This is a genomic window from Citrobacter sp. Ce119 (assembly GCF_030334525.1).
Lineage (GTDB): Bacteria > Pseudomonadota > Gammaproteobacteria > Enterobacterales > Enterobacteriaceae > Citrobacter > Citrobacter europaeus.
On the sequence record NZ_JAOWDR010000031.1, the window covers coordinates 118,398 to 131,152 of the forward strand.

Below are 12,755 nucleotides of genomic sequence, written 5' to 3' on the forward strand. Positions count from 1 at the left end.
TTCAGCAAACGAAAAAATGGCGGGAATTTACGTTATTTAATTCACATCGAATCAAATAAGCTTTGCTTATGGAAATGTTAATAATTCACCTCGATTACCACTAAAGGGGTAACGAGGTGATTTGCGGTTAATGCCAGCAGAAGTGATGTACGACCTGGGTAATTAACTCCCGCGTCGGCTTAATAAAACGCGTTTCCAGATACTCATCCGGCTGATGTGCCTGATTAATAGAACCTGGGCCCAACACCAACGTCGGGCAAAGTGTCTGGATAAACGGCGCTTCGGTGCAGTAGTTCACCACTTCCGTTTGCGCTCCCAGTAGCTTCTCAACCACTTGTACCAGTTGATGATCCGGCGGGCATTCATAGCCCGGAATTGGCGGATGCAGTTCCGAAACCGTCAGGCGACCCGGCCAGCGCTCGCTGACAGGGGCCAGCGCATCGTTAAGTAAGCCATTGAGATCGTTGAGCGTCATGCCGGGCAATGGGCGAATGTCCATATGCAGTTCGCAGCAGGCGCAGATTCGGTTGGCGGCGTCGCCACCGTGGATGTGACCCAAATTCAGCGTCGGGTACGGGACGGTAAAGGCGTCATGGCGATAGCGCTCTTTCAGGTCATCGCGCAGAGTCATGATATGGCCGATGGCATCATGCATCAGTTCAATCGCATTAACACCACGCGCGGGATCGCTTGAGTGACCCGATTGTCCCAAAATGCGAATCGCATTAGAAATATGACCCTTGTGCGCGCGGACCGGTTGCAGGGAAGTGGGTTCGCCAATGATCGCGCAGTCCGGGCGCAGAGCGGTGGTTTCAGAGAAATAACGTGCTCCCGCCATGCTGGTCTCTTCGTCGGCAGTGGCCAGAATGTACAGGGGCTTTTTCAGCTTCGTGACGTCGACATCACGCAATGCGTCGAGGATAAACGCGAAGAAGCCCTTCATATCTGCCGTACCCAGACCGTAGAGCTTATTGTCATGCTCGGTCAGGGTGAACGGATCGCGCGTCCAGCGTCCGTCGTCAAAGGGGACGGTATCGGTATGGCCCGCCAACAGCAGACCGCCAGCGCCTTGTCCAATGCTCGCCAGCATATTGAATTTATTTCGCGTGTCGGGAACCGGCTGGACCTCCACATTGAAGCCTAAATCTTTAAACCAGCCCGCCAACAGAGTGATTAAACCTGCATTGCTTTGATCGAGCGCTTCTTCGGTAGCGCTTATCGATGGCGTGGCAATCAGAGCGCGGTAAATCTCGATAAATGGCGGTAAATTGTTTTTCATTGTTGACACACCTCGGGTCATGATAGTATCAATATTCATGCAGTATTTGTGAATAAAAATACATTAACGTTAAGCGTAATAAAACCCACCAAGTGTAAGGTGAGGTGATAAAGGCTTATACCTGGCAACAGAATCTAAGAAGGTGAGCAGCCCCGATGTTGAATACGCTGATTGTGGGCGCCAGTGGCTATGCCGGCGCAGAGCTTGTGACCTATGTAAATCGCCATCCTGATATGAACATAACCGCTTTGACCGTCTCAGCGCAAAGCAATGATGCAGGAAAATTAATCTCCGATTTGCATCCGCAGTTGAAAGGTATTGTCGATTTACCGTTGCAGCCGATGTCAGATATCAGCGAGTTTAGCCCAGGGGTGGACGTTGTGTTCCTCGCAACGGCTCATGAGGTGAGTCATGACCTGGCCCCGCAGTTTTTGCAGGCCGGTTGCGTCGTGTTTGACCTCTCAGGCGCATTTCGTGTAAACGACGGCGCGTTTTATGAAAAATATTATGGCTTTACCCATCAGCATCCCGACCTGCTGGAGCAGGCAGTTTACGGGTTGGCGGAATGGAACGAAGACCAACTGAAAGAAGCTAATCTGATTGCCGTGCCGGGTTGTTATCCGACCGCGGCGCAGCTGTCGCTGAAACCACTGATTGATGCCGGGCTGCTGGATCTCAGCCAGTGGCCGGTGATTAACGCCACCAGCGGCGTGAGCGGTGCGGGCCGTAAAGCGGCTATCTCTAACAGTTTTTGTGAGGTGAGCCTGCAGCCGTATGGCGTGTTTACCCATCGTCATCAGCCGGAAATCGCCACTCATCTTGGCGCGGAGGTGATCTTCACTCCGCATCTGGGCAACTTCCCGCGCGGAATTCTGGAAACCATTACCTGCCGTTTGCAAGCGGGCGTAACCCATGCGCAGGTGGCCCAGACGTTGCAGCAGGCGTATGGTGATAAGCCACTGGTGCGTTTATATGACAACGGCGTTCCGGCGCTGAAGAATGTGGTTGGCTTACCATTCTGTGATATTGGGTTTGCCGTGCAGGGTGAGCACCTGATCGTGGTGGCGACGGAAGACAACTTATTGAAAGGCGCGGCGGCACAGGCGATGCAGTGCGCAAATATTCGTTTTGGCTTTGCCCAAACGCAGTCTCTTATTTAAGGGTGCAACAATGAATCCATTAATTATCAAGCTGGGCGGCGTTTTACTGGATAGCGAAGAGGCGCTGGAGCGTCTGTTTACCGCACTGGTGAATTATCGTGAGTCGCACCAGCGTCCGCTGGTCATTGTGCACGGCGGCGGCTGCGTGGTCGACGAGCTGATGAAACAGCTGAATCTGCCGGTGAAAAAGAAAAATGGTCTGCGCGTCACGCCTGCCGATCAAATTGATATTATTACCGGCGCCCTGGCGGGAACAGCGAATAAAACCTTACTGGCCTGGGCGAAAAAGCATCAGATTGCATCCGTGGGTCTGTTTCTTGGCGATGGCGATAGCGTAAAAGTGACGCCGCTCGATAAAGAGCTCGGTCATGTTGGACTGGCGCAGCCGGGTTCGCCTAAGCTGATTAACACGCTGCTGGAAAACGGTTTTTTGCCGGTAGTGAGCTCCATTGGCGTTACGGAAGACGGACTGCTGATGAACGTTAATGCCGATCAGGCGGCAACGGCGCTGGCGGCTACGCTGGGGGCGGATCTGATCCTGCTCTCTGACGTAAGCGGCATTCTGGATGGCAAAGGCCAGCGTATTGCCGAAATGACCGCCGTGAAAGCGGAACAGCTGATTGAACAAGGTATTATTACCGATGGCATGATCGTGAAGGTCAATGCGGCGCTGGATGCCGCGCGTACGCTGGGCCGCCCGGTGGATATCGCCTCCTGGCGGCATGCCGAGCAACTGCCGGCGCTGTTTAACGGTACGCCGATCGGTACGCGTATTCTGGCTTAACTATTAATGTGCCGGATGGCGGCTTCGCCTTATCCGGCCTGGATGGGTTTTGTAGGCCCGGTAAGCGCAGCGCCACCGGGCAAAAATATCATATTAAGGAAATTCGTTATGGCACTTTGGGGTGGGCGTTTTACACAGGCAGCAGATCAGCGGTTCAAACAGTTCAACGACTCGTTACGTTTTGACTACCGCCTGGCTGAACAGGATATTATCGGCTCTGTGGCCTGGTCCAAAGCGTTGGTAACGGTCGGTGTACTGACTGCCGATGAACAACTGCAACTGGAAGAGGCGCTGAATAACCTGCTGGAAGAAGTGCGCCTGGATCCGCAGCAAATCCTTCAAAGCGATGCCGAAGATATTCACAGCTGGGTGGAAGGTAAGCTGATTGATAAAGTCGGCCAGCTAGGTAAAAAACTGCATACCGGACGTAGCCGGAATGACCAGGTCGCGACCGATCTTAAACTGTGGTGTAAAGACACGGTTATTGAATTACTGTCGGCTAACCGTCAGTTGCAAAGTGCGCTGGTGGTGACGGCAGAGAATAACCAGGACGCCGTTATGCCGGGTTACACCCACCTGCAACGCGCGCAGCCGGTGACGTTTGCCCACTGGTGTCTGGCCTATGTCGAAATGCTTGCGCGTGACGAGAGCCGTCTGCAGGATGCGCTCAAGCGCCTGGACGTAAGTCCGTTAGGCTGCGGCGCGCTGGCGGGTACGGCGTATGAAATCGATCGCGAGCAGTTGGCCGGTTGGTTGGGCTTTGCCTCGGCGACGCGTAACAGTCTGGACAGCGTTTCTGACCGTGACCACGTGCTGGAGTTACTCTCCGATGCCTCTATCGGTATGGTGCATCTGTCGCGTTTTGCTGAAGATCTGATTTTCTTTAATACCGGCGAAGCGGGCTTTGTCGAACTGTCCGACCGTGTGACTTCGGGGTCATCTCTGATGCCACAGAAGAAAAACCCGGATGCGCTGGAGTTAATCCGTGGCAAATGCGGTCGCGTACAGGGTGCGCTGACCGGCATGATGATGACCTTAAAAGGTCTCCCGCTGGCGTACAACAAAGATATGCAGGAAGACAAGGAAGGGGTGTTTGACGCGCTCGACACCTGGCTGGACTGCCTGCATATGGCCGCGCTGGTGCTGGATGGCATTCAGGTGAAACGTCCGCGTTGTCAGGAAGCGGCGCAGCAAGGCTATGCTAACGCCACTGAGCTGGCGGATTATCTGGTGGCGAAAGGTGTTCCGTTCCGCGAAGCGCATCATATCGTGGGGGAAACGGTGGTCGAGGCAATTCGTCAGGGCAAACCGCTGGAAGCGCTGTCGCTTGCCGACTTACAAAAGTTTAGCCAGGTGATTGGCGATGACGTTTACCCGATCCTCTCGTTGCAATCTTGCCTGGATAAACGTGCGGCGAAAGGTGGCGTGTCGCCGCAGCAGGTTGCGCAAGCGATCGACTACGCGAAGGCGCGTTTGGCGTAACCTTTGTCTTTGTAAGCCTGATATGCGTAGCGCCATCAGGCAAACAGTTATCAGAGCCTGGCATTACGCCGGGCTTTTTTATGCAAAAAAAATGCGGACTCAAGGTCCGCAAAAGTTCACGTTGGCTTTAGTTATTTCGAGTATGAGAGAAACTCTCAAAACGGACAGTAGCTTCAAGGGTTAAAGGGGTACCGTTCCGTTTCTGTGGTGCATTATTAAACAGAAAGCTTGATAGGGATAATCGTTCGTTGCTATGCTACCTATCGCTACGAACTATCGTGGCGATGGAGGATGAATAATGAATATTCGTGATCTTGAATACCTGGTGGCGCTAGCCGAACATCGTCACTTCCGACGTGCGGCAGACTCCTGTCACGTTAGCCAGCCAACGCTGAGCGGACAGATCCGCAAGCTGGAAGATGAGCTTGGTGTCATGCTGCTGGAGCGTACGAGTCGCAAGGTGCTGTTCACTCAGGCAGGTCTACTGCTGGTGGATCAGGCGCGCACCGTGCTGCGCGAGGTCAAAGTGCTCAAGGAGATGGCAAGCCAACAGGGTGAGACAATGTCTGGCCCGCTGCATATTGGTTTGATCCCAACGGTGGGGCCATACCTGCTGCCGCATATTATCCCTATGTTGCACCAGACCTTTCCAAAACTGGAAATGTATCTTCATGAGGCGCAGACGCATCAGCTGTTGGCGCAACTGGATAGCGGTAAGCTCGACTGCGTCATCCTGGCGCTGGTGAAAGAGAGTGAGGCGTTCATCGAAGTACCATTATTTGATGAGCCTATGCTGCTGGCTATCTATGAAGATCACCCATGGGCAAACCGCGACTGTGTGCCGATGTCCGATCTGGCGGGTGAGAAATTGCTAATGCTGGAGGATGGCCACTGTCTGCGCGATCAGGCGATGGGCTTCTGCTTTGAAGCGGGCGCTGATGAGGATACTCATTTCCGGGCAACCAGCCTGGAAACGCTGCGCAACATGGTGGCGGCAGGCAGCGGTATTACCTTACTGCCTGCGCTGGCCGTGCCGCCGGAGCGTAAACGTGATGGCGTTGTCTATCTGCCCTGCATCAAGCCTGAACCGCGTCGCACGATTGGTCTGGTGTATCGTCCAGGCTCGCCGCTGCGCAGCCGTTATGAACAGCTGGCAGAGGCCATCCGTGGGTCAATGGATGGCCATTTCGACAGTGCGTTAAAAAAGGCGGTTTAAGCCATTTAGCGCCGCTACCCGATAGGCTTCTGCCATGGTTGGGTAGTTAAAGGTGGTGTTAACGAAGTATTCGATGGTGTTACCACCACCTTTTTGCTCCATTATCGCCTGACCGATGTGAATAATTTCGGCCGCGCGTTCCCCAAAGCAGTGGATCCCCAAAATCTCTTTGGTTTCGCGATGGAACAGGATCTTCAGCGTCCCGACACTCATACCCACGATTTGCGCACGTGCCAGATGTTTAAACTGGGCGCGGCCAACCTCGTAGGGAACTTTCATTGCCGTGAGCTGCTGTTCGGTTTTACCGACGGAGCTGATTTCCGGAATGGTATAAATCCCGGTCGGGATATCTTCAATCAGATGCGCGGTTGCCTCGCCTTTTACCAATGCCTGGGCGGCAATGCGTCCCTGATCGTAGGCCGCCGATGCCAGACTCGGATAGCCGATCACATCCCCTACGGCATACACGTGCGGCAGCGCCGTCTGGTACATGCTGTTGACCTTCAGCTGTCCGCGGCTGTCGGTTTTCAGACCAATATTTTCCAGCGCCAGCGAATCGGTATTACCGGTACGACCATTGGCGTACAGCAGGCAGTCAGCCTTCAGTTTCTTGCCAGATTTCAGGTGCATGATGACGCCGTCATCGCAACCTTCAATCTTCTCGTATTCTTCGTTGTGGCGAATAACCACACCGCTGTTCCAGAAGTGGTAAGAGAGCGAGTCGGACATCTCTTGATCGAGGAACGCCAGCAGACGATCGCGGGTGTTGATTAAATCAACTTTGACGTCCATTCCGCGGAAGATCGACGCATATTCGCAGCCAATTACCCCCGCGCCATAAATCAAAACGTGGCGGGGTTCATGGTGCAGACTTAGGATAGAGTCGCTGTCATACACCCGGGGATGCGAGAAGTCGACGTCAACTGGGTGATATGGGCGTGAGCCGCAAGCGATAACGAACTTATCCGCGGTCAGCGTTTCCACCGTGCCGTCGTGGCATTCCAGGGCGATCGTGTGTTCATCAACAAAACGGGCATTTCCCTGCAAAATTTCGCAGTGGTTACGCTCGTAAAAGCCTTGCCGCATACGCGTTTGCTGATTAATAACGTTATCAGCGTGGTTGAGAATATCGGCGAAAGAAGAACGAAGGAGTCGGGAGTGGTCGCTGTAAAGTGGGTTCTGATTGAATTCAATAATACGGCTGACGGCGTGGCGGAGAGCTTTCGACGGGATGGTGCCCCAGTGGGTACAGCCTCCACCGACGTTATGATAGCGCTCAATCACCGCGACGCGCGCTCCTTGCTTAACCAGCCCCATTGCAGCGCCTTCGCCGCCGGGACCGGAACCTATTACTATTGCATCGTAATCGTAGGAATGTGACATGGTCAGGCTTACCTGTTCTTATACATAAAAGCAACAGAATAGTAACATCGTTGGCGAGATAACCCAATTATCGTTGTGCTTTTTTGCGAACCCGAAGCACAAACTGCGCGTAAACAATCATTCACAAAGCCATGCCAACCGCCTAATCTCTGGTATAGTGCCAGCAAGGTATGTGGAAGGATTCAGACATCGTGATGGGCGTTAGAGCGCAACAAAAAGAAAAAACCCGGCGTTCGCTGGTAGAAGCCGCATTTAGTCAACTCAGCGCTGAGCGTAGTTTTGCCAGCCTCAGTTTACGCGAAGTCGCTCGTGAAGCGGGCATAGCGCCAACCTCGTTTTATCGCCACTTCCGCGATGTGGATGAACTCGGCCTGACGATGGTGGACGAGAGCGGTCTGATGCTGCGTCAGTTGATGCGCCAGGCGCGTCAGCGTATCGCGAAGGGCGGGAGTGTGATCCGCACCTCGGTCTCAACATTTATGGAGTTCATCGGCAACAATCCCAACGCCTTCCGTTTATTATTGCGCGAGCGGTCTGGTACCTCCGCGGCGTTTCGTGCCGCAGTGGCTCGTGAAATTCAGCACTTCATTGCGGAACTTGCGGACTATCTGGAACTCGAAAACCATATGCCTCGTGCGTTTACTGAAGCGCAAGCCGAAGCCATGGTAACGATTGTGTTCAGCGCCGGGGCAGAAGCACTGGATGTTGGCGCCGAACAGCGTCGACAGCTGGAAGAGCGGCTGGTATTGCAACTGCGGATGATCGCCAAAGGCGCATTTTATTGGTACCGCCGTGAACAAGAGAAGATGACGCACCACTCCGAGTAACGAGAAGGACGAGCAATGAAACAGTCAGGTCAAGATAAAGGTACGCTGCTGCTGGCGCTGGTTGCTGGCTTATCGATTAATGGTACATTTGCGGCGCTGTTTAGCTCCATTGTGCCATTCTCAGTATTCCCGATTATTTCGCTGGTGCTGACGGTTTATTGTCTGCATCAACGCTATCAGAATCGCACCATGCCTGTGGGGCTACCGGGCCTGGCCGCCGCCTGTTTTATTCTCGGCGTATTGTTGTACAGCACCGTAGTTCGCGCTGAATATCCGGATATTGGTTCTAACTTCTTCCCAGCGGTACTGTCGGTGATTCTGGTGTTCTGGATTGGCTTTAAGGTGCGTAACCGTAAACAGGAAATAGCGGAGTAAAAGTTGTAGGCCGGGCAAGCGAAACGCCCCCGGCCAGCACATCACTTACTTTGCGGTCAGTAATACACCGCACTCCATATGGTGCGTGTACGGGAACTGATCGAACAGAGCCAGACGTGAAACATTGTGGGTCTGGCTTAACGTTTCCAGGTTCTTACACAATGTCTCCGGGTTGCAGGAGATGTACAGAATTCGCGGATACGCCTGCACCATTTTCTCCGTTTCGCTGTCCAGACCGCTGCGCGGTGGATCAACGAAAATGGTTTCACACTGGTAACTCTTCAGATCGATCCCCTGCAAACGGTTGAACTCGCGCACCCCGTTCATCGCCTGAGTAAACTCCTCGGCCGCCATGCGGATAATTTGTACATTATCAATATGGTTCGCCGCAATGTTGTACTGTGCAGCAGCCACAGATGGCTTGGCGATTTCAGTGGCCAGTACGCGGTTGAAGTTTTGTGCGAGGGCGAGCGAGAAATTGCCATTGCCGCAGTACAGCTCAAGCAGATCGCCTTTTGACCCCCTGGTGACATCAATCGCCCATTCCAGCATCTGAATATTCATGGCGGCATTCGGCTGGGTGAAGCTGTTCTCAACCTGACGATAGATAATCTCTTTACCCGCAACCGGCAAGCGTTCGTCAATGTAGTCCTGGTCCAGTTCGATTTTGGTTTTAGTTGCCCGGCCAATCAGATGCACGTTCAGGTTTTGCGCCCGCAGCGCATCCCGCAGCGCTTCGGCTTCCTGACGCCATTCATCATCCAGCTTTTTATGGTACAGCATCGATACCACCGCCTGATCGCTCAGGGTTGTGAGGTAATCAATCTGGAACAGTTTGTGGCGCAGGACGCGGTTATTGCGTACCCCTTCGATCATTGCCGTCATCAGCGTGTTGATAAGCTCGCTGGCCGCCGGGAAGCTGTCGACACGAATACGGTTTTTGGTCTGGCTGTCGAACATGATGTGGTACAGGTCATCCCCGTCATGCCACAGACGAAATTCCGCGCGCATACGGTAGTGGCTGACCGGTGAGCGAAACACTTCCGGAGCCTGTGCATAAAATGGCGTCATTAAGCTCTGCAGACGCACTACTTTTTCAGCTAACTGGGCGTCGTACTGTTCTGTCGGAAGGTGTTCGGGGGTCATGATGCGTCCTGAAAAATAAAAGTACGCGGGGATTGTAGGGATTGCTCAACAGATGTCCAGTCATTGATGATTTTCGATATTGTGATACGCAGTCTGGACAGTGGGTTGTAACAAACTGTAGCATCCGTTTTCCGGTCCTGTGAGTTAAAAGGGAATCCAGTGTGAATCTGGAGCTGACGCGCAGCGGTAAGGAAGGTAGGAGATGAGCGCACCTGGTGCAGACACTGCGGCTTGCCGTGGGAAGTCATCATCTCTTTAAGTTGCCTCCAAGCCCGAAGACCTGCCGGCTAACGTCGCATCTGGCTTTCATCATCGCGTACTATCGGTGGGACCTGCGGCATCCTTCTTATATTGTGGATGCTTTACAATGATTAAAAAATCGCTGCTGTGCACGGCACTGTCCGTCACGGCATTTTCTGGTTGGGCGCAGGACACTAGCCCAGATACTCTTGTCGTCACTGCCAACCGTTTTCAGCAGCCTCGTAGCGCAGTACTTGCTCCTATCACCGTTGTTACGCGTCAGGATATCGATCGCTGGCAATCCACCTCCGTGAATGATGTGCTTCGTCGCCTGCCCGGCGTCGATATCGCGCAAAGCGGCGGCATGGGACAAAACTCCTCAATTTTTATTCGTGGAACCAATTCCAGCCATGTACTGGTGCTGATTGACGGTGTGCGTCTGAACTTAGCGGGTGTGAGCGGATCTGCCGATCTCAGCCAGTTCCCTGTCTCGCTAGTACAACGTATCGAATACATTCGTGGGCCGCGTTCGGCGGTTTATGGTTCTGATGCGATTGGCGGCGTGGTGAATATCATTACCACGCGCGAAAAGCCGGGGACAGAACTTACGGCCGGTGTGGGGAGCAATGGGTATCAGAATTACGATGTCTCAACCCAACAGCAGCTCGGCGAAAATACGCGCGTCACGCTGATGGGTGATTATGCCTATACCAAAGGTTTTGATGTTGTAGCATACGGCAGCACCGGCTCTCAGGCTCAGCCCGATAAAGACGGTTTTTTAAGTAAGACGCTGTATGGCGCGCTGGAACACAACTTTTCCGATACATGGAGCGGATTTGTTCGTGGCTATGGTTATGATAACCGCACGAATTACGACGCATATTACTCCCCTGGCTCGCCGCTCCTCGATACCCGAAAACTCTACAGCCAAAGCTGGGATGCCGGACTACGTTTTAATGGCGAGCTTATCCAGTCGCAGCTGGTTTCGAGCTATAGCCATAGCAAAGACTACAACTATGATCCGGATTATGGCCGCTATGACTCCTCGGCCACACTGGATGATATGAAGCAATATAATGTTCAGTGGTCCAACAGTATGGTACTGGGGCACGGTAACGTAGGCGCAGGTGTCGACTGGCAAAAACAAACCACAACGCCAGGCACCGGGTATGTTACGGACGGTTACGATCAGCGTAATACGGGGCTCTATCTGACCGGATTGCAGCAACTGGGCGATTTTACCTTTGAAGGCGCGGCGCGTAGCGATGACAACTCCGAGTTTGGTCGTCATGGCACATGGCAAACCAGCGCCGGATGGGAGTTTATTGAGGGCTATCGCTTTATTGCGTCATACGGTACATCTTACAAAGCGCCTAATCTCGGACAACTGCATGGTTATTACGGCAATTCGAACCTGGATCCTGAGCAAAGTAAGCAATGGGAAGGGGCGTTTGAAGGCTTAACGGCGGGCGTGAACTGGCGAGTTTCAGGGTATCGCAACGATATTGATGACATGATCGATTACGACCCGCATACCGAAAAATACTTTAACGAAGGCAAAGTACGCATTAAAGGTGTGGAAGCGACCGCAAACTTTGATACCGGTCCGCTGGCACATACGCTGAGCTACGATTATGTCGATTCGCGCAATGCGATTACGGACAAGCCGCTCGCGCGCCGTTCTAAACAGCAGGTGAAGTACCAGCTTGACTGGCAGGTCTATGATTTTGACTGGGGCCTGACGTATCACTACCTGGGAACGCGTTATGACACGGACTACGTAACCTACCAGCCGGTAAAAATGGGTGGGGTTAGCCTGTGGGATCTTGCCGTGTCATATCCAATCACCTCACAGCTGACAGTTCGTGGTAAAATCGCCAACCTGTTCGATAAAGATTACGAGACAGTTTATGGCTACGCAACTGCAGGACGGGAATACACCTTGTCTGGCAGCTACACCTTCTGATCCACGTCCCACCGTGCTGGTGTTTGATTCCGGTGTCGGTGGGTTGTCGGTCTATGACGAGATCCGGCGTCTTCTGCCGGATCTCCACTATATCTACGCTTTCGACAATGTCGCCTTTCCTTATGGAGAGAAGAGCGAGGAGTTTATCGTCGAACGTGTTGTTGAGATTGTGACTGCGGTCCAGCAGCGCTATCCCCTCTCTCTTGCTGTCATCGCGTGTAATACAGCAAGCACGGTGTCGCTTCCTGCGTTACGTGAGAAATTTGCCTTCCCGGTTGTGGGCGTGGTGCCTGCGATTAAACCGGCGGCGCGACTCACGGCGAATGGCGTAGTGGGGCTGCTGGCTACACGTGCAACGGTGAAGCGTTCGTATACTCACGAGTTGATTGCGCGATTTGCTAACGAATGTCAGATAGCGATGTTGGGTTCCGCCGAGCTGGTGGAACTGGCTGAAGCGAAGCTACACGGTGAAACAGTTTCTCTGGAAGAACTGCGCCGCATCCTGCGCCCTTGGCTGAGGATGACGGAACCACCTGACACGGTAGTGCTCGGCTGCACCCATTTCCCTCTATTACAGGAAGAACTTTTACAGGTACTGCCCGAGGGAACGCGGTTGGTGGATTCTGGTGCCGCAATTGCGCGTCGCACGGCCTGGTTATTAGAACATGAGGCGCCAGACGCAAAATCAACTGACGAGAATGTCGCATTCTGTATGGCAATGACCACAGAAGCCGAACAATTATTACCCGTACTGCAGCGTTATGGCTTTAAGTCGCTCGAAAAACTGGCGGTTTAGGTCGTTTTGGTGGAAAAGTAGGCACTCGGAAGATTATTTTAAATTTCCCCTTGTCAGCCTGAAATAACTCCCTATAATGCGCCTCCACTGACACGGAACAA

The 12,755-nt window shown here is 53.2% G+C and carries 11 protein-coding genes and 1 riboswitch; of the genes, 8 read left to right on the forward strand and 3 right to left on the reverse strand.

From position 1 onward, the window contains the following. Positions 1-127: 127 nt before the first annotated feature. Positions 128-1,279 carry an acetylornithine deacetylase gene (argE, locus tag OGV80_RS02765; protein ID WP_087052909.1) on the reverse strand — a complete coding sequence of 384 codons (1,152 nt, stop codon included), beginning with the start codon at positions 1,277-1,279 and terminating at the stop codon, positions 128-130. 155 nt (positions 1,280-1,434) lie between these two features. Here argE and argC point away from each other — a divergent pair, with 155 nt between their 5' ends. From argC to oxyR, 4 genes are all read left to right on the forward strand, one after another. Then, the gene (gene argC / locus OGV80_RS02770) at positions 1,435-2,439 is read left to right on the forward strand and encodes an N-acetyl-gamma-glutamyl-phosphate reductase (RefSeq protein ID WP_043018947.1); all 1,005 of its coding nucleotides are present in this window, start codon (positions 1,435-1,437) and stop codon (positions 2,437-2,439) included. A gap of 10 nt (positions 2,440-2,449) precedes the next feature. Continuing rightward, positions 2,450-3,223 (forward strand): acetylglutamate kinase, encoded by a 774-nt coding sequence (gene argB / locus OGV80_RS02775; protein WP_087052911.1) that lies wholly within the window; start codon positions 2,450-2,452, stop codon positions 3,221-3,223. Between the two features lie 108 nt (positions 3,224-3,331). Then, positions 3,332-4,705: an argininosuccinate lyase gene (gene argH, locus OGV80_RS02780; protein ID WP_043018949.1), complete on the forward strand. Its 1,374-nt coding sequence runs from the start codon at positions 3,332-3,334 to the stop codon at positions 4,703-4,705. A gap of 298 nt (positions 4,706-5,003) precedes the next feature. Next, positions 5,004-5,921, forward strand: a complete 918-nt coding sequence (gene oxyR, locus OGV80_RS02785; protein ID WP_043018950.1) for a DNA-binding transcriptional regulator OxyR — start codon at positions 5,004-5,006, stop codon at positions 5,919-5,921. Here oxyR and sthA read toward each other — a convergent pair. Continuing rightward, entirely contained in the window at positions 5,904-7,304 is a 1,401-nt protein-coding gene (gene sthA / locus OGV80_RS02790; RefSeq protein ID WP_043018951.1) for a Si-specific NAD(P)(+) transhydrogenase, read from the reverse strand. The genes oxyR and sthA overlap by 18 nt on opposite strands. A gap of 191 nt (positions 7,305-7,495) precedes the next feature. Between sthA and fabR the strand changes: the two genes are divergently transcribed. Then, positions 7,496-8,131 (forward strand): HTH-type transcriptional repressor FabR, encoded by a 636-nt coding sequence (gene fabR, locus OGV80_RS02795; RefSeq protein ID WP_003028862.1) that lies wholly within the window; start codon positions 7,496-7,498, stop codon positions 8,129-8,131. 15 nt (positions 8,132-8,146) lie between these two features. After that, positions 8,147-8,506 carry a YijD family membrane protein gene (locus tag OGV80_RS02800; RefSeq protein ID WP_003825114.1) on the forward strand — a complete coding sequence of 120 codons (360 nt, stop codon included), beginning with the start codon at positions 8,147-8,149 and terminating at the stop codon, positions 8,504-8,506. Between the two features lie 45 nt (positions 8,507-8,551). On the opposite strand, the gene trmA is transcribed toward OGV80_RS02800, so the two are convergent. After that, positions 8,552-9,652, reverse strand: coding sequence for a tRNA (uridine(54)-C5)-methyltransferase TrmA (gene trmA, locus OGV80_RS02805; RefSeq protein ID WP_043018952.1), 1,101 nt, complete (start codon positions 9,650-9,652; stop codon positions 8,552-8,554). Positions 9,653-9,767: 115 nt separating this feature from the next. Continuing rightward, positions 9,768-9,954, forward strand: a riboswitch (cobalamin riboswitch). A 65-nt stretch (positions 9,955-10,019) separates the two neighbouring features. Here trmA and btuB point away from each other — a divergent pair. Beyond that, complete coding sequence (btuB, locus tag OGV80_RS02810) at positions 10,020-11,858, forward strand: TonB-dependent vitamin B12 receptor BtuB (protein ID WP_043018953.1); 1,839 nt, start codon at positions 10,020-10,022, stop codon at positions 11,856-11,858. After that, positions 11,803-12,654: a glutamate racemase gene (murI, locus tag OGV80_RS02815; RefSeq protein ID WP_043018954.1), complete on the forward strand. Its 852-nt coding sequence runs from the start codon at positions 11,803-11,805 to the stop codon at positions 12,652-12,654. The genes btuB and murI overlap by 56 nt, the downstream gene beginning before the upstream one ends. Positions 12,655-12,755 lie beyond the last annotated feature (101 nt).

Coding starts and splice junctions, on each gene's coding strand:
- argE (WP_087052909.1), bottom strand. CDS start 1,279: ATGAAAAACAATTTACCGCCATTTATCGAGATTTACCGCGCTCTGATT.
- argC (WP_043018947.1), top strand. CDS start 1,435: ATGTTGAATACGCTGATTGTGGGCGCCAGTGGCTATGCCGGCGCAGAG.
- argB (WP_087052911.1), top strand. CDS start 2,450: ATGAATCCATTAATTATCAAGCTGGGCGGCGTTTTACTGGATAGCGAA.
- argH (WP_043018949.1), top strand. CDS start 3,332: ATGGCACTTTGGGGTGGGCGTTTTACACAGGCAGCAGATCAGCGGTTC.
- oxyR (WP_043018950.1), top strand. CDS start 5,004: ATGAATATTCGTGATCTTGAATACCTGGTGGCGCTAGCCGAACATCGT.
- sthA (WP_043018951.1), bottom strand. CDS start 7,304: ATGTCACATTCCTACGATTACGATGCAATAGTAATAGGTTCCGGTCCC.
- OGV80_RS02800 (WP_003825114.1), top strand. CDS start 8,147: ATGAAACAGTCAGGTCAAGATAAAGGTACGCTGCTGCTGGCGCTGGTT.
- trmA (WP_043018952.1), bottom strand. CDS start 9,652: ATGACCCCCGAACACCTTCCGACAGAACAGTACGACGCCCAGTTAGCT.
- btuB (WP_043018953.1), top strand. CDS start 10,020: ATGATTAAAAAATCGCTGCTGTGCACGGCACTGTCCGTCACGGCATTT.
- murI (WP_043018954.1), top strand. CDS start 11,803: ATGGCTACGCAACTGCAGGACGGGAATACACCTTGTCTGGCAGCTACA.